The sequence below is a fragment of the Micromonospora sp. CNZ297 genome (assembly GCF_007827625.1).
Window position 1 is genome coordinate 1 of record NZ_VISU01000010.1, and the last position, 20,901, is coordinate 20,901.

The 20,901-nt window shown below is 72.5% G+C and carries 21 protein-coding genes; 9 read left to right on the forward strand and 12 right to left on the reverse strand.

The window, feature by feature from the left end; genetic code table 11:
• Nucleotides 1-271: 271 nt before the first annotated feature.
• On the reverse strand, nt 272-1,069 hold the full coding sequence (locus tag FB454_RS18545; RefSeq protein ID WP_145823232.1) for a hypothetical protein: 798 nt from the start codon (nt 1,067-1,069) through the stop codon (nt 272-274).
• A 54-nt stretch (nt 1,070-1,123) separates the two neighbouring features.
• On the opposite strand from FB454_RS18545, the gene FB454_RS18550 reads away from it, so the two are divergent.
• Both FB454_RS18550 and FB454_RS18555 read left to right on the forward strand, forming a co-directional pair.
• A complete protein-coding gene (locus FB454_RS18550) occupies nt 1,124-2,302 on the forward strand; it encodes a DNA recombination protein RmuC (protein ID WP_145823233.1) in 1,179 nt (392 codons plus the stop codon).
• A gap of 148 nt (nt 2,303-2,450) precedes the next feature.
• The gene (locus FB454_RS18555; RefSeq protein WP_145823234.1) at nt 2,451-5,741 is read left to right on the forward strand and encodes a S8 family serine peptidase; all 3,291 of its coding nucleotides are present in this window, start codon (nt 2,451-2,453) and stop codon (nt 5,739-5,741) included.
• A 58-nt stretch (nt 5,742-5,799) separates the two neighbouring features.
• On the opposite strand, the gene FB454_RS18560 is transcribed toward FB454_RS18555, so the two are convergent.
• Both FB454_RS18560 and FB454_RS18565 read right to left on the reverse strand, forming a co-directional pair.
• A complete protein-coding gene (locus FB454_RS18560) occupies nt 5,800-6,210 on the reverse strand; it encodes a hypothetical protein (protein ID WP_145823235.1) in 411 nt (136 codons plus the stop codon).
• 38 nt (nt 6,211-6,248) lie between these two features.
• On the reverse strand, nt 6,249-7,238 hold the full coding sequence (locus tag FB454_RS18565) for a 4-hydroxy-3-methylbut-2-enyl diphosphate reductase (RefSeq protein ID WP_030270742.1): 990 nt from the start codon (nt 7,236-7,238) through the stop codon (nt 6,249-6,251).
• Nucleotides 7,239-7,433: 195 nt separating this feature from the next.
• Between FB454_RS18565 and xseA the strand changes: the two genes are divergently transcribed.
• Together xseA and FB454_RS18575 are read left to right on the forward strand one after the other, a co-directional pair.
• A complete protein-coding gene (gene xseA / locus FB454_RS18570; protein WP_030270740.1) occupies nt 7,434-8,600 on the forward strand; it encodes an exodeoxyribonuclease VII large subunit in 1,167 nt (388 codons plus the stop codon).
• Between the two features lie 13 nt (nt 8,601-8,613).
• Nucleotides 8,614-8,826, forward strand: a complete 213-nt coding sequence (locus FB454_RS18575) for an exodeoxyribonuclease VII small subunit (protein ID WP_013284076.1) — start codon at nt 8,614-8,616, stop codon at nt 8,824-8,826.
• Nucleotides 8,827-8,866: 40 nt separating this feature from the next.
• Here FB454_RS18575 and FB454_RS18580 read toward each other — a convergent pair whose 3' ends face one another.
• Together FB454_RS18580 and FB454_RS18585 are read right to left on the reverse strand one after the other, a co-directional pair.
• A complete protein-coding gene (locus FB454_RS18580; protein ID WP_145823237.1) occupies nt 8,867-9,706 on the reverse strand; it encodes a hypothetical protein in 840 nt (279 codons plus the stop codon).
• Between the two features lie 92 nt (nt 9,707-9,798).
• The gene (locus FB454_RS18585) at nt 9,799-10,488 is read right to left on the reverse strand and encodes a DUF4245 domain-containing protein (protein WP_030270737.1); all 690 of its coding nucleotides are present in this window, start codon (nt 10,486-10,488) and stop codon (nt 9,799-9,801) included.
• Between the two features lie 147 nt (nt 10,489-10,635).
• Between FB454_RS18585 and glpX the strand changes: the two genes are divergently transcribed.
• The gene (glpX, locus tag FB454_RS18590) at nt 10,636-11,667 is read left to right on the forward strand and encodes a class II fructose-bisphosphatase (RefSeq protein ID WP_013284073.1); all 1,032 of its coding nucleotides are present in this window, start codon (nt 10,636-10,638) and stop codon (nt 11,665-11,667) included.
• Nucleotides 11,664-12,644, forward strand: coding sequence for a DMT family transporter (locus tag FB454_RS18595; protein WP_091330198.1), 981 nt, complete (start codon nt 11,664-11,666; stop codon nt 12,642-12,644). The genes glpX and FB454_RS18595 overlap by 4 nt, the downstream gene beginning before the upstream one ends.
• Here the strand turns inward: FB454_RS18595 and FB454_RS18600 are convergent.
• Nucleotides 12,641-13,579 (reverse strand): NAD-dependent epimerase/dehydratase family protein, encoded by a 939-nt coding sequence (locus FB454_RS18600; protein ID WP_145823238.1) that lies wholly within the window; start codon nt 13,577-13,579, stop codon nt 12,641-12,643. The genes FB454_RS18595 and FB454_RS18600 overlap by 4 nt on opposite strands.
• 139 nt (nt 13,580-13,718) lie before the next feature.
• Here FB454_RS18600 and FB454_RS18605 point away from each other — a divergent pair, with 139 nt between their 5' ends.
• Entirely contained in the window at nt 13,719-14,405 is a 687-nt protein-coding gene (locus FB454_RS18605; protein ID WP_145823239.1) for a WHG domain-containing protein, read from the forward strand.
• Between the two features lie 12 nt (nt 14,406-14,417).
• Here the strand turns inward: FB454_RS18605 and FB454_RS18610 are convergent, their stop codons facing one another.
• The 6 genes from FB454_RS18610 to FB454_RS18635 form a co-directional block, all read right to left on the reverse strand.
• A complete protein-coding gene (locus FB454_RS18610; RefSeq protein WP_013284069.1) occupies nt 14,418-15,386 on the reverse strand; it encodes an NAD(P)/FAD-dependent oxidoreductase in 969 nt (322 codons plus the stop codon).
• A gap of 106 nt (nt 15,387-15,492) precedes the next feature.
• Nucleotides 15,493-16,149 (reverse strand): rhomboid family intramembrane serine protease, encoded by a 657-nt coding sequence (locus FB454_RS18615; protein WP_013284068.1) that lies wholly within the window; start codon nt 16,147-16,149, stop codon nt 15,493-15,495.
• Nucleotides 16,150-16,252: 103 nt separating this feature from the next.
• On the reverse strand, nt 16,253-16,942 hold the full coding sequence (locus tag FB454_RS18620; protein ID WP_186461618.1) for an aggregation-promoting factor C-terminal-like domain-containing protein: 690 nt from the start codon (nt 16,940-16,942) through the stop codon (nt 16,253-16,255).
• A 233-nt stretch (nt 16,943-17,175) separates the two neighbouring features.
• Nucleotides 17,176-18,585 (reverse strand): RNA 5'-3' helicase PhoH2, encoded by a 1,410-nt coding sequence (gene phoH2, locus FB454_RS18625; protein ID WP_013284066.1) that lies wholly within the window; start codon nt 18,583-18,585, stop codon nt 17,176-17,178.
• Between the two features lie 317 nt (nt 18,586-18,902).
• Nucleotides 18,903-19,328: a hypothetical protein gene (locus tag FB454_RS18630; RefSeq protein ID WP_145823241.1), complete on the reverse strand. Its 426-nt coding sequence runs from the start codon at nt 19,326-19,328 to the stop codon at nt 18,903-18,905.
• The gene (locus tag FB454_RS18635) at nt 19,325-19,666 is read right to left on the reverse strand and encodes a hypothetical protein (RefSeq protein ID WP_013284064.1); all 342 of its coding nucleotides are present in this window, start codon (nt 19,664-19,666) and stop codon (nt 19,325-19,327) included. The genes FB454_RS18630 and FB454_RS18635 overlap by 4 nt, the downstream gene beginning before the upstream one ends.
• Nucleotides 19,667-19,930: 264 nt before the next feature.
• Between FB454_RS18635 and FB454_RS18640 the strand changes: the two genes are divergently transcribed.
• On the forward strand, nt 19,931-20,371 hold the full coding sequence (locus FB454_RS18640; protein WP_013284063.1) for an XRE family transcriptional regulator: 441 nt from the start codon (nt 19,931-19,933) through the stop codon (nt 20,369-20,371).
• A gap of 163 nt (nt 20,372-20,534) precedes the next feature.
• Entirely contained in the window at nt 20,535-20,888 is a 354-nt protein-coding gene (locus tag FB454_RS18645) for a hypothetical protein (protein ID WP_013284062.1), read from the forward strand.
• Nucleotides 20,889-20,901: the final 13 nt, after the last annotated feature.

Below are 20,901 nucleotides of genomic sequence, written 5' to 3' on the forward strand. Positions count from 1 at the left end.
ATGGAAACGGTTGGCTCGACACCACCGGACCTACCGAGGGCCTTCCCTCACCTCAACCCGACACGCCGCCACACCCCAAATCTCAAACACTCACTTAACGCCTGCGCCCGGCGCGCCGCGAGCGGCGCCCGACGCGAGCGGTGCCCGACGCGAGCGGTGCCCGACGCGAGCGGTGCCCGACGCGAGCGGTGCCCGACGCGAGCGGTGCCCGACGCGAGCGGTGCCCGACGCGCGGGCGCCTGGCGCGCGGCGCCTGACGCGGCGGCGTCGCCTAGAAGTCGCCGCCGCCGAAGTCACCACCGAAGTCCCCGCCGCCGAAGCCACCGAAGTCGCCGCCGCCGTAGTCGCCGCCGCCGCCGAAGTCGCCACCGCCGCCCGTGTCGCCGCCGCCCATGTCGCCGCCCTGGTCGCCGAAGTCCTGGCCGTCGCCGAAGCCCTCCTGGTAGCCGGCGTCGTACCCGGGGTCGGCGAACGCGGGTGAGAACAGCGCGTCCGCGATCAGGAGACCGCCGACCACACCGACGCCTGCGCCGAGCGCGGTCTTCCACCACGGCGTGGAGTACCAGCCGGCCGGCACCGGCCGCCCCTGGAACCGGCCACCCGGGTAGTAGTAGGGCGTCGCGTTCCCCGGCTGCGGGCCGGCCCGGAACGTCTGCCCCTGCACGTCGACCTGGCGCTCCTTGGTGAGCGCGCCGGCGCCCTGGGCAGCGGCGAGCGGCGGCAGCTCCGGGCCCGGGTCGATGCCCATCGCGGTCCGCGCCGCCCGGATGTACGCAAGCCCTTCCAGCGCGGTCTCCCGGGCCAGCCCGAACTGGCGCGGCGTGGTCGCCTGCTCCAGCTGCGAACCGGCCGCGTTGTACCGCTCACCGGCGTCGGCGAGCGCCTGCCGGACCGCCGGGGCGTCGCCGTGCAGGTTCATCAGCTGGCCGCCGAGCCGCTCGTACCAGCGCTGCGCCTCGGCGCGGGCGTCGGCCAGCTCGTTCGCCCGGCGCGATCTGCTCCCCCTCTGCCAGAACACGAACGCACCTCCGAGCAGCAGGATCAGGACCAGCCACAACGCGAACTCCATGACTCGAACGTACCCACCGGGCGCTCGTCGTACCCGTTTGGCAAGCTCTTGGCCATGAGCTTTGCGACGCTGGCCGTGGTGGTGCTCTGCCTCGCCGCGGGCGGCGCGGTGGGCTGGCTGGCCGCGCGGGCGCGCGCGGCGGCCGACATCGCCCGCCTGGAGGCGACACTCGCCGCCACCCAGGCCGGCGAGGGCCGGCTGGAGCAGTCCATGCGGGCGCTCAGCTACGAGGCGACAGCGCAGTCCCAGGAGGCGGTGGCCCGCGCGGTCGCGCCGCTGCACGACACGCTGCGCCGCTACGAGCAGCGGGTGGCGGAGCTGGAGCGGGACCGCGTCGACGCGTACGCCGAACTGCGCGAGCAGGTGCGGTCCATGAGCGCCGTCTCCGGCGAGCTGCGCACCGAGACCAAGCAGCTGGTCGCCGCGCTGCGCGCGCCGCAGGTGCGGGGCCGCTGGGGCGAGCACCAGCTCCGCCGGATCGTCGAGGCCGCCGGCATGCTCGAACACTGCGACTTCAGCGAGCAGGTCACCGCCGCGACCGACCACCAGGGGGTACGCCCCGACCTGGTGGTGCGGCTGCACGGCGGCCGGACGGTGGTGGTGGACGCGAAGGCGCCGTTCGACGCGTACCTGACCGCGATGGAGGCGCGCGACGAGCGGGGGCGCGACACCCACCTGGACGCGCACGCCCGGCACCTGCGCGCGCACGTGGACGGCCTGGCGGCCAAGTCCTACTGGTCGGCGTTCGACCAGACGCCCGAGTTCGTGGTGCTGTTCGTGCCGGCGGACCCGTTCCTCGACGTGGCACTGCAACGCGACCCGTCCCTGCTGGAGCACGCGTTCGCCCGCAACGTGGTGCTCGCCACGCCGGCCACGCTGGTGGCGCTGCTGCGCACCGTCGCCTACTCGTGGCGGCAGGAGGCGCTGGCGCGTAACGCCGCCACCGTCCACTCGCTGGCCCGCGAGCTGTACGGGCGGCTGTCCACACTGGGCGACCACGTGAGCAAGCTCGGCAGTTCGCTGAGCGGTGCGGTGACGGCGTACAACCGGGCGGTGGGGTCGCTGGAGGCGCGGGTGCTCGTCAGCGCCCGCAAGCTGGCCGAGCTGGGCGTCTCCGACGACGAGCTGGCCGCGCCGGCGCAGGTCGAGCTGGCGCCGAGGCAGCCGCAGGCACCCGAGTTGCTGGGCACGCCGTCCACATCGGCCGAAAGGTCGACGGACGTCGACGCCTAACACGGCACGCGCGGTGACGTAGACCGATCCGTGTCACGGACTGATCACAAACCGAGGCCGGGTAGTGACACATGTCGTCGTGACACGCAGGATCACCGTCACACGTGCCCTGCCCCACGAGGGCCCTGTTCTCTGGAGGAAGAGAACGTTGAGTAGACCCCGCACGCGCAGCCGGCGACCGTCCGCCGCGCTTCTGGCCTCGGTCCTCGCGGCCGGCGCCCTGACCGTGGGAGGTGGCGCCGGTACCGCGAGCGCCGCCCCCGCCGCCGACCCCTCGCTGCCGGCCGCCGCGAAGGCACTGGGCGCACACGACGCCAAGCTGCTCGACGAGGCCGAGGCGAAGAACGCGCCGACCGTCACGATGATCATCGCGGCGAAGAAGGGCTCGGCCGAGAAGGTCGTCGACGGCCTGACCGGCCTCGGCGCCACTGTCAGCCAGCGGTACGACCAGATCGGCTACGTGCTGGCGAAGGTCCCCACCGCGAAGGCGCTCAAGGCCGCCACGCTGCCCGGTGTCGCCGCCGTCGACCTGGACGAGACCATCAAGCTCCCCGACCCGGCGCCCGAGGCGGCACCGAAGGGCGCCAAGTCCGCCACCCAGGCTCAGGCGCTGGCCGGGCCGGGCGGTGACACCGGTGCGGTGAACCCGTACATGCCGACCAACGAGACCGGCGCGGAGGCCTTCAAGGCCGCGCACCCGGAGTGGGACGGCCGCGGCGTCACCATCGGCATCATGGACTCCGGTGTGGACCTCGACCAGCCGGCGCTCCAGACGACCACCACCGGCGAGCGCAAGATCGTCGACTGGGTCACCGCCACCGACCCGCTGGAGGACGCCTCCTGGCGGCCGATGCTGACCGAGGTCAGCGGCCCGGCGTTCACCACCTCGCTCGGCACGTGGACCGCACCGGCCGGCAACTACCGGTTCAACGTCTTCCGCGAGAACATCACCGCGAACAGCGACGCGCGGGGTGACCTCAACCGCGACGGCGACACCACCGACTTCTGGGGCGTGCTCTACAACCCCGCCAACGGTGACGTGCGCGTCGACGCGAACCAGAACAACGACTTCACCGACGACGAGGTGATGCGGCCGTACAAGGAGCGGTTCCAGGTCGGACGCTTCGGCACCGACAACCCCGCCACCGCGGTACGCGAGCAGATCCCGTTCGTCGTCGAGTACCGGCGCAACGTGAACACCGCCCCGGTCGGCGGCCCCGGTCTGGTCGACTACGTCAACATCGGCATCATCGAGAGCACCCACGGCACCCACGTCGCCGGCATCACCGCCGCCAACGACATGCTGGGTAACAGCGCCTTCGACGGCGCCGCCCCGGGCGCCAAGCTGGTCTCCGCCCGCGCCTGCTCGTGGGGTGGCGGCTGCACCGCGGCGGCACTCACCACCGGCATGGCCGACCTGGTGATCAACCGCAAGGTCGACGTGGTGAACATGTCGATCGGCGGTCTGCCCGCGCTCAACGACGGCTCGAACGCCCGCGCGGTCCTCTACAACGACCTGATCAACACCTACGGTGTGCAGCTGTTCATCTCGGCCGGCAACTCCGGTCCGGGCGTGAACACGGTCGGTGACCCGTCGGTCGCCACCGACGTGGTGAGCGTCGCGGCGAGCGTCAGCAAGGACACCTGGCTGGCCAACTACGGTTCGGTGGTCCGCAAGGACAACGCGCTGTTCAACTTCTCCTCGCGCGGCCCGCGTGAGGACGGCGGCTTCAAGCCGAACATCACCGCCCCCGGCTCGGCCATCTCCACCGCGCCGACCTGGCAGGCGGGCAGCCCGGTGCCGGAGGCGGGCTACCCGCTGCCCCCGGGCTACCAGATGCTCAACGGCACCTCGATGGCCGCCCCGCAGGCCACCGGCGCCGCCGCGCTGCTGCTGTCGGCCGCCAAGGCGACCGGCAAGGGCGTCACCCCGGCCGCGCTGCGCCGGGCCGTCTACACCTCGGGCCAGCCGATCACCGGCGTCCCGACGTACGCGCAGGGCTACGGCATGTTCAACGTGCCGGGCGCGTGGAGCCTGCTCGCCAAGGGCGTGCAGACCCCCACCTACACCTCCGAGGCGCCGGTCTGCACCGAGCTGTCGCCGAACCTGACCCGCTACGACCGGGCCTCCGGCACGTTCGTGCCGAACCCGAACGTCGGCACCGGCCTCTACAACCGCTGCGCCGCCGACCGTGGTGGCCAGAAGGTCAAGGAGAGCCGCCACTACGAGGTGAAGCTGACCCGTACCAGCGGCCCGAACAAGGGCGTCAAGCACGAGGTCGCCTTCCGCGGCAACGACGGCACCTACAGCGCCCCCAAGGTGGTCTGGCTGCCGCTGAACAAGACCGTCACGGTCAAGGTGAAGGCCAAGCCGATGACGGCCGGCGCGCACGGCGCCATCATGACCGTCGACGACCCGGCCACCTCCGTCGTCGACTTCGAGGTCGCCACCGTCGTGATCGCCTCGAACCCGGTCGCCGCTCCGGCGTTCTCGTTCTCGGCCGACGGCTCGGTCGAGCGCAACGGCTTCCGGTCGTACTTCGTGACCGTCCCGCCGGGTGCGGGCGCGCTCCAGGTCAACCTGTCCGGCATCGCGACCGGCTCGCAGACCCGGTTCATCGCCATCAACCCGTACGGCGTGCCGGTCGAGAGCACCGCCAGCACCGCCTGCTACACCAACTTCTCCGACGCCGCGGTCTGCAAGCCGCAGGAGCGGGACTACCAGAACCCGCTGCCGGGCGTGTGGGAGATCGAGGTGGAGGCGCGTCGCACCTCGCCGGCGCTGGACAACCCGTTCCGGCTCCAGGCCCGCGTGCAGGGCGTCAAGGTGGAGCCGGCCGTCGTCCAGCTCCCGTCGGTCACCGCCGGCACCCCGTCCCCGGTGAGCTGGAGCCTGACCAACACCTTCGGCCCGGTCCAGGTGACCGGCGTCGGCGGCCCGCTGGCCAGCGTCCGGACCGAGCGGCCGAGCATCACCGAGGGCGCCAGCCAGGAGTACGTGGTGGAGGTGCCCGCGGGCGCCACCTCGTTCACCGCCCGGATCGGCAACCCGTCCGACCTGAGCGCCGACCTGGACCTGACGGTGTTCCGCGGCACCACCCAGGTGGGGCAGGCAGCCGACGGTGACTCGGAGGAGGCCGTGACGCTGACCAACCCGGCGCCCGGCACCTACCGGGTCGTGGTCGACGGTTACTCGATGAGCGACCCGAGCACCGCGTACGACTACCGGGACTCGTTCGCGTCCCCGGCGCTGGGCACGCTCTCCGCCCCGTCCACGCCGCTGTCCCTGGCCAACGGCGCCACCGCCACCCTCACCGGTGCGGTGACCGCCCTGTCCACCCCGGCCGCCGGCCGGGAGCTGTACGGCGACATGGCCGTCACCACCACCGAGGGCGCGGTCGTCGGCCGCGGTTCGGTGGAGGTCGTCTCGGTCGACTGATCCGCTGACACGACGGAGCCCCGTCCCCTCTCGTAGGGGGTGGGGCTCCTTCGTGTCGTCAGGCGGGGCGGGCGGACTCGACCACGAACGGGGTGCCCTGCTGGCAGGTGGTCATCATGCCCGGCTCGGGGCGGCCGGTGACCTCGACCCGGGCGCCGGCCTTGAGCACGTCGCGCGGGCCACCGACGAGCAGGTGGCCGTCGAGCAGCAGGCAGTTCGGCTCGACGCCGGCCTGCACCGTGCCGCTGATGACGGTGCCGCCGACACCCGGCGGGGTCGACGGCCCGCCCTTCCAGGAGGGGTCCGGACGGCTCGGGCTGGTGCCGGGGTCGGGCTGGCTGGTCACCGGGGCGGCTCCCGTCGTACTCGGGCTCGGGTTGGAATCGGCGGACCCGTCGCCGGGTGCGGCGCAGGCGGTCAGCGCGAGACCGGCGAGCAGTGCGACGAGCACCGTACGAGGAGTCTTCATGGTTTGTTGGACGCGGCCGACGGCCGATCCGTTCCCGGTCAGCCGCGGGCCGCGGCGGCGGCCTTCATGTCGCGCTTGAGCTCCTGCGGCAGCGAGAACGTCAGCCGCTCGTCGGCGGTGGTGATCTCCTCGACGTCGCCGAAGCCGCGCTCGGCGAGGTGCGCGAGCACCTGCTGGACCAGTTCGTCCGGCACGCTCGCGCCGGAGGTCACACCCACGGTCCGGGCGCCGGTCAGCCAGGCGTCCTCGATCTCGTGCGCGAAGTCGACCAGGTAGCCGGCGCGGGCCCCGGCGTCGAGCGCCACCTCGACCAGCCGGACCGAGTTCGAGGAGTTGCGCGAACCGACCACGATCACCACGTCGCACTCGGGGGCGATCTCCTTGACCACGTGCTGGCGGTTGGAGGTCGCGTAGCAGATGTCGTCGCTGGGCGGCGACTGGAGCAGCGGCAGCCGCTTCTTGAGCCGGGCCACGGTCTCCAGCGTCTCGTCCACCGACAGCGTGGTCTGGGAGAGCCAGACCACCTTCTCCGGGTCGCGCACGGTGACCTTGTCGACGCCGTCCGGGCCGTCGACGAGCTGGATGTGGGCGGGCGCCTCACCGGCGGTGCCGATGACCTCCTCGTGCCCCTCGTGGCCGATGAGCAGGATGTCGTAGTCCTGCGCGGCGAACCGGCGGGCCTCGTGGTGGACCTTCGTGACCAGCGGGCAGGTGGCGTCGATCGCCCGCAGCGAGCGCTGCTTGGCCTGCTCGTAGACCTCGGGGGCGACGCCGTGGGCGGAGAAGATGACTGTGGCGCCCTCCGGCACCTCCTCGTTCTCCTCCACGAAGATCGCGCCCTGGGCCTCCAGCGTGCGCACCACGTGCTTGTTGTGCACGATCTGCTTGCGCACGTAGATCGGCGCGCCGTAGAGCTTCAGCGCCTCCTCGACGGTCTGCACCGCCCGGTCCACACCCGCGCAGTAGCCGCGGGGGTTGGCCAGGAGCACGCGCTTGCCGGTCCGGGGAGTCGTCTCAGCGTCAGTCACCCGCCCATCGTACGTGCCGCCCTCCCGCGCGGCAGCGGCCGCGAGGCGCACGCGGGTGCTGTCGGTCCCGGGCCGTAGGGTGGGCGGGTGAGCGCGGGCGAGGAGGGGCGGAGCACGTCTGACGGGCAGAGCAGGTCGGACGGGCAGAGCAGGTCGGACGGGCGCAGCACGGCCGAGGAGCCGTGGCCGGTCCGGGTGGTCAGCCAGAAGGTGGGCGCCTGGATCGCCCGCCTGGGCTGGGTCTGGGTCGACGGCCAGGTGGCGCAGATCAGCCGCCGCCCCGGCGCGAGCACCGTCTTCCTCACGTTGCGCGACCCGTCGGCCGATCTCAGCCTGACCGTCACCACCAACCGCGACGTTCTGGACGCGGGCGCGCCGGAGCTGCGCGAGGGCGCCCGGGTGGTGCTGCACGCCAAACCCGAGTTCTACGCCGCGCGGGGCACGCTCAGCCTGCGGGCCGACGAGATCCGCCAGGTCGGCCTCGGTGAGCTGCTGGCCCGGCTGGAGAAGCTCAAGAAGCTGCTCGCCGCCGAGGGCCTGTTCGACCGGTCCCGCAAGCGGCGGCTGCCGTTCCTGCCGGGCCGGGTGGGCCTGATCACCGGCCGAGCCTCGGCGGCCGAGCGGGACGTGCTGACCAACGCCCGCCGCCGCTGGCCCGCCGTCGACTTCCGCACGATCAACGTGGCGGTGCAGGGGCCGAGCGCGGTGCCGGACATCGTCGGGGCGCTCAAGGTGCTCGACGCCGACCCGGCCGTCGACGTGATCGTCATCGCCCGGGGCGGCGGGGGCATCGAGGATCTGCTTCCCTTCTCCGACGAGGCGCTGTGCCGGGCGGTCTTCGCCTGCCGCACGCCGGTGGTCAGCGCGATCGGCCACGAGACGGACGCGCCGCTGCTCGACTACGTGGCCGACGTGCGCGCCTCCACCCCGACCGACGCGGCGAAGCGCGTCGTGCCGGACCTGACCGAGGAGACCCGGCTGATCGGCCAGGCCCGGTCCCGGCTCGAACGGGCGGTGCGTCACCTGGTCGACCGGGAGCAGCACCGGATCGACCTGCTGCGCTCCCGCCCGGTGCTGGCCCGGCCGCAGGTGATGGTCGAGCAGCGGGCGGTGGACGTGTCCGCGCTGCGCGACCGCGCCGGCCGGTCCCTGGAGCATCGGCTGCGGGGCGCCACCGACGACCTGCGGCACACGCTGGCCCGGCTGCGCGCGCTGTCCCCGGCGGCCACGCTGGAGCGCGGCTACGCGATCGTGCAGCGCGTCGACGGCCACGTCGTCCGCGCGGCCTCCGAGGTGGCCAAGGGCGATCCACTGCGGGTACGCCTCGCCGAGGGCGAGCTGACCGCCACCGTCGACGGCTGAGGGAAGAGAGACGATGACCGGGACGAAGCAGGACGAACAGCTCAGCTACGAGCAGGCCCGCGCCGAGCTGGCCTCGGTGGTGGAGAAGCTGGAGGCGGGCGGCACCTCGCTGGAGGAGTCCCTCGCCCTCTGGGAGCGCGGCGAGCAGCTCGCCGGGGTGTGCCAGCGCTGGCTGGACGGCGCCCGCGCCCGCATCGACGCCGCTCGCCAGCGCGCCGAGGAGTGACGGTGGGATTCGGCGCGATCGCCGAACCCCACCGCAGACCTCAGTTGAACAGGTTGTACAGCTCGGCGGGGGCCTCGACGACCTGGTCGGCCGAGGGCTTCTGGGCCGGCGCCGCGTTGCCGTAGTCGGTGTAGGTGATCTTCAGGTCCTGCGCGGCGATCTGCCCGGCGGCCGGAATCTTGAGCACCATCTCGCTGAGCCGGCCCTGGGTGTCGACCTTGGCGGTGAACGGCACCGACTGGGCCTGCGCCCCGAGCGCGGTGATCACGGCCGGGTCGAGCGAGCCCGCCTCGGCGGCCTTCGACACGTCGACGGTGCCCTCGTACGCGCCCTCGCCGGTCTGCCGTACCTCGGTGATGCCCTGGGTGAGCACGGCGCTGCCGGCCGGGTCGAGCTTCTCGAAGTCGAAGCCCAGCGCCCGGTTGCCCTTGACCCGGTTCTGGTCGAGGTGGTGGTACTTGCCGGTGTTGAGGTTCTTCACGCCGGGGATCTGCGCCGCAGCGGTGCCGCCGAGTTCCAGCTTGACCCAGCTGTCCGGCTTGGCGTGGATCAGGTCCAGCTTCATCATCAGGTCCGACGACGGGTCGCCGATGGTCATCCGCATGTCGGCGCTCTGGCTCGGCTCGTGCACCTGCCCTTCGGCGGTGGAGCCCGCGCCGGTCATGGAGAACTTGAAGTTCCCCTCACGGATCGCGTTCGTGGAGTCGAGCAGAGCCTGCTTGGCCGCGCTGCTGGACGCCGTGGCGCTCGGTGCGACGCTGCCGGAGGCGCTCGGGGTCGCGGAGGCGTCGGACGTCGTCCCGTTGCCGTTGCAGGCCGCCAGGCCGGGAATGAGCAGCGCCGCGGCGAACGCGGTGGCGCTGAAGCGTCGAATCTTCACGTCAACCTCTCCAGGTGGGTCGTCCGGGCTCGATGTCCCTTCTGTTCCCGGAAGCGGGGTTCCGCAATCCCGCGTCCCCCGGAGGGAGGACGTCAGCGCAGCGACGTGGCGAGCTTGCGCAGCTCCGTCTCCCCCGCGTCACCGACAACGATCACCGTACGGTTCGGCTCCAGCAGGACGAGCGCCTGCTCGTTGCCGCGTGCCGTGTAGCGCTGCCAGCTCAGCCCGCCGGGCAGGTCGGCCGCGCCCTGCGGCTGCCCCTCGGTCAGCTCGGCCGGCAGCAGCTTCTCCGCCGGAACGTTGCTCTCCACGAGTTGCGCGCCCCGGCCCTCCGGGGTCACGTACCCGATCCGCAGCGTCGAGCCGTCCGCCTCGGTCCGGAAGCGGGCGTTGACCGTACGCCAGTCGTCGCCCAGCCCGGTCGGCTCGCTGACCGGGAAGGCGTTCGCGGAGCGGGCCTGCTCCAGCGCGGGCGCCGGGTCGACTGTGACCGGCGAGTCGCCGCCGAGGAAGCCCCGGTAGAAGGCGAGCAGCAGCGCGATCGGGACCAGCAGGATCAGCAGGGACAGCGCCATGTCCTTCGGCGACCGCTCGGAGCGGGCCTTCTCCTTGCCCGCCGGCGGCGCGGGGGTGTCCACCGCGGGGGCCGGCTCGCCCCGGTCCGCGACGAGCGCGGGCTGACCCTCGGACGGGGCCGGGGCGCCGTCCGGTCGGACCGGCGGCTGGCCCTCCGGCGGGGTGGCGTCGGTCGGTGTGCGGTCGGCAGGCTGTGCGGCTTCCACCCGGCCATTGTCGCAGCCCACCGGGTGACGTGATCCTGGCCTCCTCCGCCCCGCCGGGACGGCGAACCTGAGATCGTGTGAGGATCAGCGACAAAACCGGCGGCGGTGGCCGCCGGTCCCACCCCGCAACGTCGCGAGGAGGCCGCCATGACAACCACCAGGACGCGGACGCCCCAGGATCTCGACCGCAACCTCGCCCTCGATCTGGTCCGGGTCACCGAGGCCGCGGCGATGGCCGCCGGCCGCTGGGTCGGCCGGGGCGACAAGGAAGGCGGCGACGGCGCAGCAGTCGACGCCATGCGAAAGCTGATCAACTCGATCCCGATGCGCGGCGTCGTGGTGATCGGCGAGGGCGAGAAGGACAACGCCCCCATGCTGTTCAACGGCGAGGAGGTCGGCGACGGGACCGGCCCCGAGGTGGACGTGGCGGTCGACCCGATCGACGGCACCACGCTGATGAGCAAGGGCATGCCGAACGCGCTGGCGGTGCTCGCGGTCGCCGAGCGCGGCGCGATGTTCGACCCGAGCGCCGTCTTCTACATGGAGAAGCTGGCGGTCGGCCCGATGTACGCCGACGTGGTGGACATCAACGCCGGGGTGGCCGAGAACATCAACCGGATCGCCAAGGTCAAGGGCACCGACGCCGCCGAGGTGACCGTGTGCGTGCTGGACCGGTCGCGCCACGACGACCTGATCAAGCAGATCCGGCGTACCGGTGCCGGGATCCGGCTCATCTCCGACGGGGACATCGCGGGCGCCATCGCGGCGGCCCGCGGCGAGTCGGACGTGGACGTGCTGATGGGCATCGGCGGCACCCCGGAGGGCATCACCGCCGCGTGCGCGCTCAAGTGCATGGGCGGCATGATGCAGGCCAAGCTCTGGCCGAAGGACTCCGACGAGCGTCGCAAGGCGCTGGACGCCGGGCACGACCTGGACCGGGTGCTGTTCACCGACGACCTGGTCACCGGCGACAACTGCTTCTTCGTGGCCACCGGTGTCACCTCCGGCGACCTGCTGCGCGGCGTGCGCTACCGCTCCGGCGGCGCGTACACCCAGTCGATCGTGATGCGCTCCAAGAGCGGCACCATCCGGGTGATCGACTCGTACCACCGCCTGGAGAAGCTCGCCCTCTACTCGGCTGTCGACTTCGACGGACGCCCGCTGGCCGAGCAGGAGTGAGCCGGACCGGGACGGCGGCACCACCGGCACCGCAGACGCTGTCGACCGGGCGACGTGTCGCCGGTGTCGGGTTGGCCACCGCCTCGGGCGTGATGGTCGCCGTGCAGTCCCGGATCAACGGTGAGCTGGGCGTACGCCTGGCCGACGGGATCGCCGCCGCGGTGGTCTCGTTCGGTGTGGGCCTGCTGATCCTGCTGGTGCTGGTCCCCGCCACCCCCGGTGGCCGGCGGGGACTGGCCGCCCTGCGCGGCGCGCTGCGCTCCGGCGCGCTGCGGCCCTGGCAATGCCTGGGCGGCGTCTGCGGCGCGTTCCTGGTGGCGACGCAGGGGCTGACCATCGGCGCGCTCGGCGTCGCGGTCTTCACCGTCGCGGTGGTGGCCGGGCAGTCCGGCAGCAGCCTGCTCGTCGACCGGGCCGGCATCGGCCCGGCCGGCCGGCAGCCGGTCACCCCGAACCGGCTGATCGGCGCGGTGCTCACTGTGCTCGCCGTCCTGCTGGCGGTGGGCGACCGGCTCGGCGACCCGCACGCGCTTGCGCTGGCGCTGCTGCCGCTGGCGGCGGGGGTGGGCATCGCCTGGCAGCAGGCGGTCAACGGTCGGGTCCGGGCGGCGGCGGGCAGTGCCATGACCGCCACGCTCGTGAACTTCACAGTCGGTACGGCGGCGCTGCTCGTCACCTTCGCGGTGGACCTGGCGGTACGCGGACGGCCGGCAGGCGCGTTCCCGGACGAGCCGTGGCTCTATCTCGGCGGCCCGCTCGGGATCGTGTTCATCGCGCTGGCCGCCGCCCTCGTCCGGTTCACCGGGGTGCTGCTGCTCGGCCTGGCCACGATCGCCGGGCAGATCGTCGGCGCGGTGCTGCTGGACCTGCTGCTGCCCACCGCCGCCTCGCACCCCGGCCTGGACACGCTGCTCGGCGCGGCGCTGACTCTGGTCGCGGTGCTCGTCGCCGCCTTCGGCCCGACCCGCCGCCCTTAGCGGGCGGCGGCGGGCGCGGCGGCGCGCAGGCCGGTCACCATCTCGTCGACGACCCGGTCCAGCGGCGTCCCCTCGATCCCGAACGTCTCGCTGGCCGCGGTGGAGTCCATCACGAACGGCCCGGCGAACTGGTGCGCGGTCTCCCGCATCTCCCGGGCGAACGGGTCGGCCAGACCACCGAGCCAGAGCACCGGGTAGGGCATCCGGGTCAGCCGGGGCGCCGGCGCCCCGGCCCGCTTCGCCGCCCGCTCGGCGAGCGCCCGCATGGACATCGGGGGCGCGCTGGGCACGTGCCAGGCCCGTCCCCAGGCGCGCGGGTCGGTGGCGGCGGCGACGAGGGTACGGGCCACGTCCCCCACGTACGTCCAGGTGTGCGGCGCGTCCCAGGCGACCGGCAGGAACACCCGCTGCCCGGCGAGCACCTTGGGCAGCACCATCATGGGCAGCGAGGTGCCGCCGAGGCCGATGTAGTCGGAGCCGCGTACCTCGGTGACCCGGGCCCGGCCGGCGCGGTGGGCGGCCAGCGCGTCGGCCCACATCCGGTTGCGGACGCGGCCCTTGACGCCGGTGGCGGCGAGCAGGGTCGCCTCGGTCATCGGGGCGTCGACCGGGCCGTACCCGTAGAGGTTGCCGACTGTGGCGAGCACGGCGCCGCTGCGCTCGGCGGCGGTGATCAGGGCGGCGGCCAGCGGCGGCCAGTCCGTCGGCCACGTGTGGTACTGCGGGTTGGCGCAGTTGTAGAGCGCGTCCGCGCCCTCGGTCAGCGCGGCGAGCCGGTCCGCGTCGGCGGCGTCGGCGGCCACCCGCTCGATCGCCGGGTGCTCGGGGCCGGTGCCGCGCCGGGTGACCACCCGCACCCGCTCGCCGCGTTCGGCGAGGAGGCGGGCGGTGGCGGTGCCGACGGGGCCGGCGCCGACGATCACGTGCAGTGCCATGACAGGTCCACCTTCACTGAAGCAGTAATTCGAATCGAGAGCACCGCTCTCGGAACAGAGCATGACTCACGGAAGCGGCCCAAGTCAAGAGCAGTGCTCTCTCTTTTGATTGCTGCTCTCGTCGTGGCAGAGTGGGGACATGGTCGCTCCCTCGCTCCGCGCCCGGGTCCGCGCCGGGATGATCGAAGAGATCAAGACGGTCGCCCGCCGCCACCTGGACACCGACGGCGCGAACCTCTCCCTGCGCGCGGTCGCTCGCGACCTCGGCATGGTCTCCTCGGCGATCTACCGCTACTTCCCCAGCCGCGACGACCTGCTCACCGCGCTGATCCTGGAGGCGTACGACGCGCTCGGCGACGCGGTGGAGGCGGCCGACGCCGCCGCCGACCAGGCCGACCTGCGCGGACGCTGGCTCGCCGCCTGCCGGGCCGCCCGCGCGTGGGCGCTCGACCACCCCGCCGAGTACGCGCTGCTCTACGGCAGCCCGGTGCCCGGGTACGCGGCCCCGGACGACACCGTCGTGCCGGCCCAGCGCCCTCCGGTGACCCTGGTCGGCATCCTGCGCGACGGCCTGGCCTCCGGCCGGCTCGCCCCGTCCGACGAGGAACTGCCCGAGCCGCTGCGCGGCGACGTGGCCGAACTGGTCGAGCTGATCGGGATGGACGTGCCGCCCGCGCTGCTGGCCCGCGGCATGGCCGGCTGGACCCAGTTGTTCGGGCTGATCAGCTTCGAGCTGTTCGGCCGGATCAACCGGGCGCTGCCGCACCGCGACGAGTACTTCGACCACCAGATCGGCCTGATGGCCGACCTGGTCGGCCTGCCCTGACGCCGGTCGGCGTCAGGTGCCGTCGGAGGAGTGACCCGGGAACAGGTGCGCGGTCGGGTCGATGACGACAGCCGCGTTGTTGACGGCGGTGGCGGCCTCACCGAAGCCGGTGGCGATCAGGCGGACCTTGCCCGGGTACTCGGTGATGTCCCCGGCCGCGAACACCCGGGGCAGGTTGGTGGCCATCGCGCTGTCCACCACGATGTGCCGGCGGTCGAGGTTCAGCCCCCACTCGGCGAGCGGGCCGAGGTCGGCCGTGAAGCCGAGCGCGGCCACCACGGTGTCCACCGGCAGCGTCTCCACCTCGCCGCCGCGTACGGTCAGCTCGGCGCCGGTGACCGTCTCCTCGCCGTAGAGCCGGCTCACCTCGGCGTTCACCACGATCCGCACCGGCAGCGCGCGGACACGCTCGATGGTGGCCGCGTGCGCCCGGAAGCGGTCCCGCCGGTGCACAAGCGTCACCGACCGGGCCAGCGGGGCGAGCGTGGCCGCCCAGTCGAACGCCGAGTCACCGCCGCCGACGATGAGCACGTGCCGGTCGGTCAACTCGGTGGGCTGCGGCACGAAGTAGACGATGCCGCCGCCGGTGAAGCTCTCCGCGACCGGCAGCGGCCGGGGCGTGAAGCTGCCGAGCCCGCCGGTGACCAGCACCGCGCCGCAGCTGAGCTGCTCACCGCCGGCGAGACCGAGCACCGGCCGGCCGTCGAGGTAGGACAGCTTCTCCGCGCGTACGCCGAGCCGGTAGTCGGGACGGAACGGCGCGGCCTGGGCGACCAGGTTCGTGACCAGCTCGCGGCCCTTGATCGCGGGGAAGCCGGCGACGTCGAGGATCAGCTTCTCCGGGTACATCGCGGTGACCTGACCGCCCGGCTCGGGCAGCGCGTCGATCACCGACACGGAGAGTCCACGGAAACCGGCGTAGTAGGCGGCGAAGAGCCCGGCGGGACCGGCCCCGATCACGGCGACATCGACCTCGCGCATGGCGTACCGTCACTTTCCGCTTCGGGATCACCCCGTGCTGATGCGGAAACGGTAGGCGGGCAGGTGGCCGCGGGCAAGGACGTCCCGCGGTTCGATCAACGCGCCGTCAGGGCAGCGTCATCCTCGGTGAGCCGAGGCGGTCGGACTCGCCGGTGTCGTTGCGGCGGCGGAACAGGATCGCCGCGACCACGCCGCCGAGCAGCCCGAACAGGTGGCCCTGCCAGGAGATGCGCTCGTCGGTCGGCAGGATGCCGAGCAGTTGCCAGCCGTAGAGCAACCCGACCAGCAGGCCGACGGCGAAGTTCCACCAGCTCCGCTCCACCACGCCCCGGGTGAGCAGGATGCCGAGGTAGCCGAAGATCACGCCGCTGGCACCGACCACCACCGAGTTGGGTGAGCCGGTGAACCAGACGCCCAGACCGCTGACCAGGATGATGACGGCGGTGGACCAGAGGAACCGGCGGGTGCCCGCGGCGAGCACGAACGTGCCGAGCAGGATCAGCGGGATGCTGTTGCTGTAGAGGTGGTTCCAGCCGGCGTGCAGGAACGGCGAGAAGAAGACGCCGTCCAGGCCCTGGAGCCGCTGCGGGATGATGCCGGCGGTGTAGTCCAGGCCGAGTCGCAGGCCGACGTCGAGCGCCTCGATGAGGAACAGCACCGGGACGACCGCGCACATGGCGACGAAGGCCCGGCCGAGCGCCGCATAGAACGCGTCGGTGCCGAACCGGTAGGGGTCGCCACTGGGGCCGCCGTGCCAGGTCACCTACCAAGAGCTATCAGCAAATGCGGCAGGCCGCCAGTCGGACGGCGGTACGACGACGGCGGGACACCCGGGTCTGTCCGCGTGTCCCGCCGTCGTGGTGATGTCAGTACCAGCCCGAACTCTGCGACTTCTGCCAGGCGCCGCAGGGAGTGTCGTACCGGCCCTTGATGTAGCCGAGACCCCAGGTGATCTGGGTCGCCGGGTTGGTCTTCCAGTCGTCGGCGACCGAGGCCATCTTGCTGCCCGGCACCGCCTGCGGGATCCCGTACGCCCCGGAGGAGCTGTTGGAGGCCTTCGGGTTCCAGCCGCTCTCCTTGGTCCAGAGCTTGTCCAGACAGGGGAACTGGTCGATGCCGAAGCCCTTGTCGAGCATGATGGCGCAACCGATCTTCCGGTTGCCGCTGTACTCAGCGCACGAGGACGGGATCGGGCCGTCGTACGGCTTGGCCTTCGCCTCCGCCTCCTCCTCGGCCGCGGCCCGCTCCTTCTTGCGGGTGGCGGCGGCCGCCTCGGCCTTCCTGGCCCGCTCGGCGGCCTCCTTCGCCGCCGCGGCGGCACGCAGCTTCGCCTGGTACTCGGCGGCACGCTGCCGGGACGAGTCCACGCGGTGGTCGGACAGCCGGTCGCGCTGGTACGCGTACTCCGTCTGGTCGACCTTCAGGCCGACCTGCGCGGTCAGGCCCTGCTGCTGGGTCTGTCGATCCTCGCCCAGATAGAAGCCGCTGGCGACGCCCACGGAGAGCAGCGCGACAGCGGCCGTACGGGCGCCGAACCGGCTCCACAGCCGACTCACGAAGTTTCCCTTCGTCGGGGGCAGGGACACGGCACGCGCATGGCCGGGTCGGGTCACGCCGGGTGCCGTGAGCGCACCGGTACCGGTGTGACTCCGGGCCGTGTCCGGCTCCCGAGTGGTAGGTGACGCTCGATGGACACCATTGCGCACAGTGAGGCCGGTGGGAAATGGCCGGGCTCAAAAGTGATCTGCGTCACCCTAAAAATGCGGACAAAGTAGGGCAAAAGCGGCGCTCAGCCGGGGATGTCCTCCAGCAGGTCGGTGACCATGGCGGCGATCGGAGAACGCTCCGATCGGCTGAGCGTGACGTGCGCGAAGAGGGGATGCCCCTTCAGCGCCTCGATCACCGCCGTCACCCCGTCGTGCCGGCCGACCCGCAGATTGTCCCGCTGGGCCACGTCGTGGGTGAGCACCACCCGCGACCCCTGGCCGATGCGCGACAGCACGGTGAGCAGTACGCCCCGCTCCAGCGACTGCGCCTCGTCCACGATGACGAACGCGTCGTGCAGGCTCCGGCCGCGGATGTGGGTCAGCGGCAGCACCTCCAGCAGCCCGCGCGAGGTGACCTCCTCCAGCACGTTCTCGTGCACCACCGAGCCGAGCGTGTCGAAGACGGCCTGCGCCCAGGGCGACATCTTCTCCGACTCCGACCCGGGCAGGTAACCGAGTTCCTGGCCGCCGACCGCGTACAGGGGGCGGAACACGATCACCTTCTTGTGCCGGCGCCGCTCCATCACCGCCTCCAGGCCGGCGCAGAGCGCCAGCGCGGACTTGCCGGTGCCGGCCCGCCCACCGAGCGACACGATGCCGATGGACTCGTCCAGCAGCAGGTCGAGCGCGACCCGCTGCTCCGCCGAGCGCCCGTGCACACCGAACGCCTCCCGGTCGCCCCGGACCAGCCGGATGGTCTTGTCGGGCAGCACCCGGCCCAGCGCCGAGCCCCGCCCGGAGTGCAGCACCAGGCCGGTGTGGCAGGGCAGGCCCGCCGCGGCGTCGACGTCGAGCGTCTCGCCCGCGTACAGCCGGCCGATCTCCTCCTCGGCCAGGTCCAGCTCGGCCATCCCGGTCCAGGTCGGGTCGCTGGCCTGACCGTGCCGGTACTCGTCGGCGCGCAGGCCCACCGAGGCCGCCTTCACCCGCAGCGGCATGTCCTTGCTGACGAGCGTGACCTCACGCCCCTCGGCGGCCAGGTTGAGCGCCACGGACAGGATGCGCGCGTCGTTCGACTCGTTGCGGAAGCCGGGCGGCAGCACCCCGTCGTCGGTGTGGTTCAGCTCCACCCGCAGCGTGCCGCCCTGGTCGTTGGCGGGCACCGGGCGGTCCAGCCGGCCGTGCCGCACGCGCAGCTCGTCCAGCATGCGCAGCGACTGGCGGGCGAACCAGCCCAGCTCGGGGTGGTGTCGCTTGCCCTCCAGCTCGGAGATCACCACCAGCGGCAGCACCACCTCGTGCTCGGCGAAGCGGTGGAAGGCCGCCGGGTCGGACAGCAGGACCGAGGTGTCCAGGACGAAGGCCGGGCCGGCTGGTCGGGGCTCCTCGGCCTCCGCGGCGGCGGCGCCGCGGCGGCTGCGGGTGGTCCGGCGGGTCGGGGCGGTCGAGGCCGGGGTCTGCTCGGCTCCGGCGGGGGTACGGCGAGTGGTCACAGGCCTGCTCCGCGGATGGGCACCCGGCCACCCGAGTTCCGCCTCTTCCGGTGCCCGGAGGACACGGGGTCGGATGCGGGCCCCGTGCGCGAGGACGCAGGTCCGGGCTGTCCGGCTGGCCCGGGAAAACCCCGTGCCATGCCTAGACGCTAATCGCACCGGGGCCGCGGGGCTAGAGGTGCGCGTGGATCATCGTTCGGTCTTCGCCGGACGTACACCCGTTCGAGTGACCGGCGGACCGGAACCGGCCGGGATGCATGCCCCCTGCGCGCACCCCGGCCGGTCGTCCACTGCGGCGCCGCGACGCGGCGCGGGCCTCAGCCCTGGCGGCGCACCAGCGTGCCGGCCCGCGGTCCGGCGCCGGCCGCGCCGAACGACGATCCGGTGTACGTGGTGCCCACCCGGCCGACGGCGCCGAGCTGGGCCGTGGCGGTGACGCGGACGGCCGGGGCCGAGCCGGGCCGGGCGGCGACCGCTGCGGGTACGGCGGTGCCGGCGAACGGCACGGCCGAGCGCCCGGCCGAGGTCACCACGGTCGGGCCGGGACCGGACAGCGCCGAGGCGATCGCCGCCTGGGCATCTCGCCGACGGCGGTTCCAGGCGCCCCGGTCACCGTCGAAGTAGCCCTGGCGGTAACCGAACCGGTAGCCGATGCGGTAGCTGAGCTGACCGTGCAGGCGCCCGGCCGCGTAGCAGGTGGAGCCGAGCAGGAGAACGAGCACCACGGCGAGAAAGGGGGTCATCGCTCGTCCGCCCCGGGCAGCGGGTCGACCACCAGCAGGCGCTCCAGATCGTCGGTGCTGACCTCCTCGACCAGCTCCACGCTGATCCGGCAGCCGTCGAGGATCACCTCGGCCACCGACGCCCGGCGGATCTCCCCGCCGGAGTCGTAGACCCGCACGCTCAGCTCCGGGCAGCCGAGGTGGGTCCGCCAGGCGTCCCACTCCCCCCGGTCGCCGACGCTGAGTGACAGATACCGGCACCCGCGGGCGAGATAGAGACGCCAGGGGGCGCTCAGCCCGGCGGACACTCCGTCCGCGATCAGCCCGAAAGCCTGGGCACGTGTCGCGAGCTCGGTCACGAAACCCCCTCGGCACCCGCGGAGTGACGCATGTGAGCACTCGTCGTCTCAAGCACGTGACACACCGTAAGTTGTCTCATGAGCGTGACAGTATCAGCTTTTCAGGCCTTTGCCGCCGTACTCGTGTCCATCTATTCTGCCCGGGTGACACCCCTCAGGAGCAGCACTGAATCGTTTACCGGAAATCCCGGATCATCGTCACGTCGGCGTGACAGCAGCGCGCCGAGCCGTCCTCTAGGGACCGACTGGCCGTACCGTCACGGGGTGACCGAGACGACCAACGCACGGAAGATCGCGTTCGCCACCTTCGTCCGGCGCGCGCTCGACGACGCCCGCGCACTGCGGGCCTGGAGCGGCACCGAGGTCTCCCGGCGCACCGGCGTCTCCCGCCAGACCATCAACCGATGGGTACGCGGCGACTGGGCCAGCGACCCGGAGGCGGAACGCGTCGTCGCCTTCTGCGAAGGGCTGGGGCTCGACCCCGCCGCCGCGTTCATCGCGCTCGGCTGGGACCGGGCCGCCGGACCGCGTACCGCGCCGACCCCGCCCCCGATGGACCCGGACGTGGAGGCGCTGCTGCGCCGGCTGGTCGATCCGAACGTGTCCGACGCGGAGAAGTTCCACATTCGAGAAACCATTCGTTACCTCGCATATCGCCCGACTCTGCCGGGCGGTGTCCGAAATAGGGGTAAACAAGCCGGGTAGTTCCTCAGATGGCGAAAGAACGGAAGGTCGGACCCGATCGTTTCGCCTCGGGGACGGATCGGACCCGCTAGCGTCCACGTTTGTACTGCTAGGGGCTCGTCATCGGCGGGGGGACGGGACACAGCCGAACCCAGCCCTGCGGGACAGAAGGAGGGGTCTGTCCATGACCCTGAAATGGTTGGCAGTCGTGGTCGCGGTGGTGTCGCTGACATCGTGCGTGACCGGCAACGTGGTGGTCGGCGTACTGGACGGCGGGCAGCTTCCCCTGGTCGTCAACCTCTTCGCGCTCACCACGGCCGGCACCGCGGTGATCCTCGCCGTCGTCGCCGAGCTGCACGATCGGCTCAACGACCGGGTCAGCGCGCTCACCGAGTTCCTGGTGGCGCGGCTCAACGAGATCGAGGCGCACACCGGCGACCGCAACACCGGCTTCGTGGAGGGCTACCTGCTCAGCCACGGGCAGGAGGCGGCCGTGGTGCCGTTCGGTCGCCGGGGACGAGGAGCCGCCGAACGCTGATCCCCACGTCGTT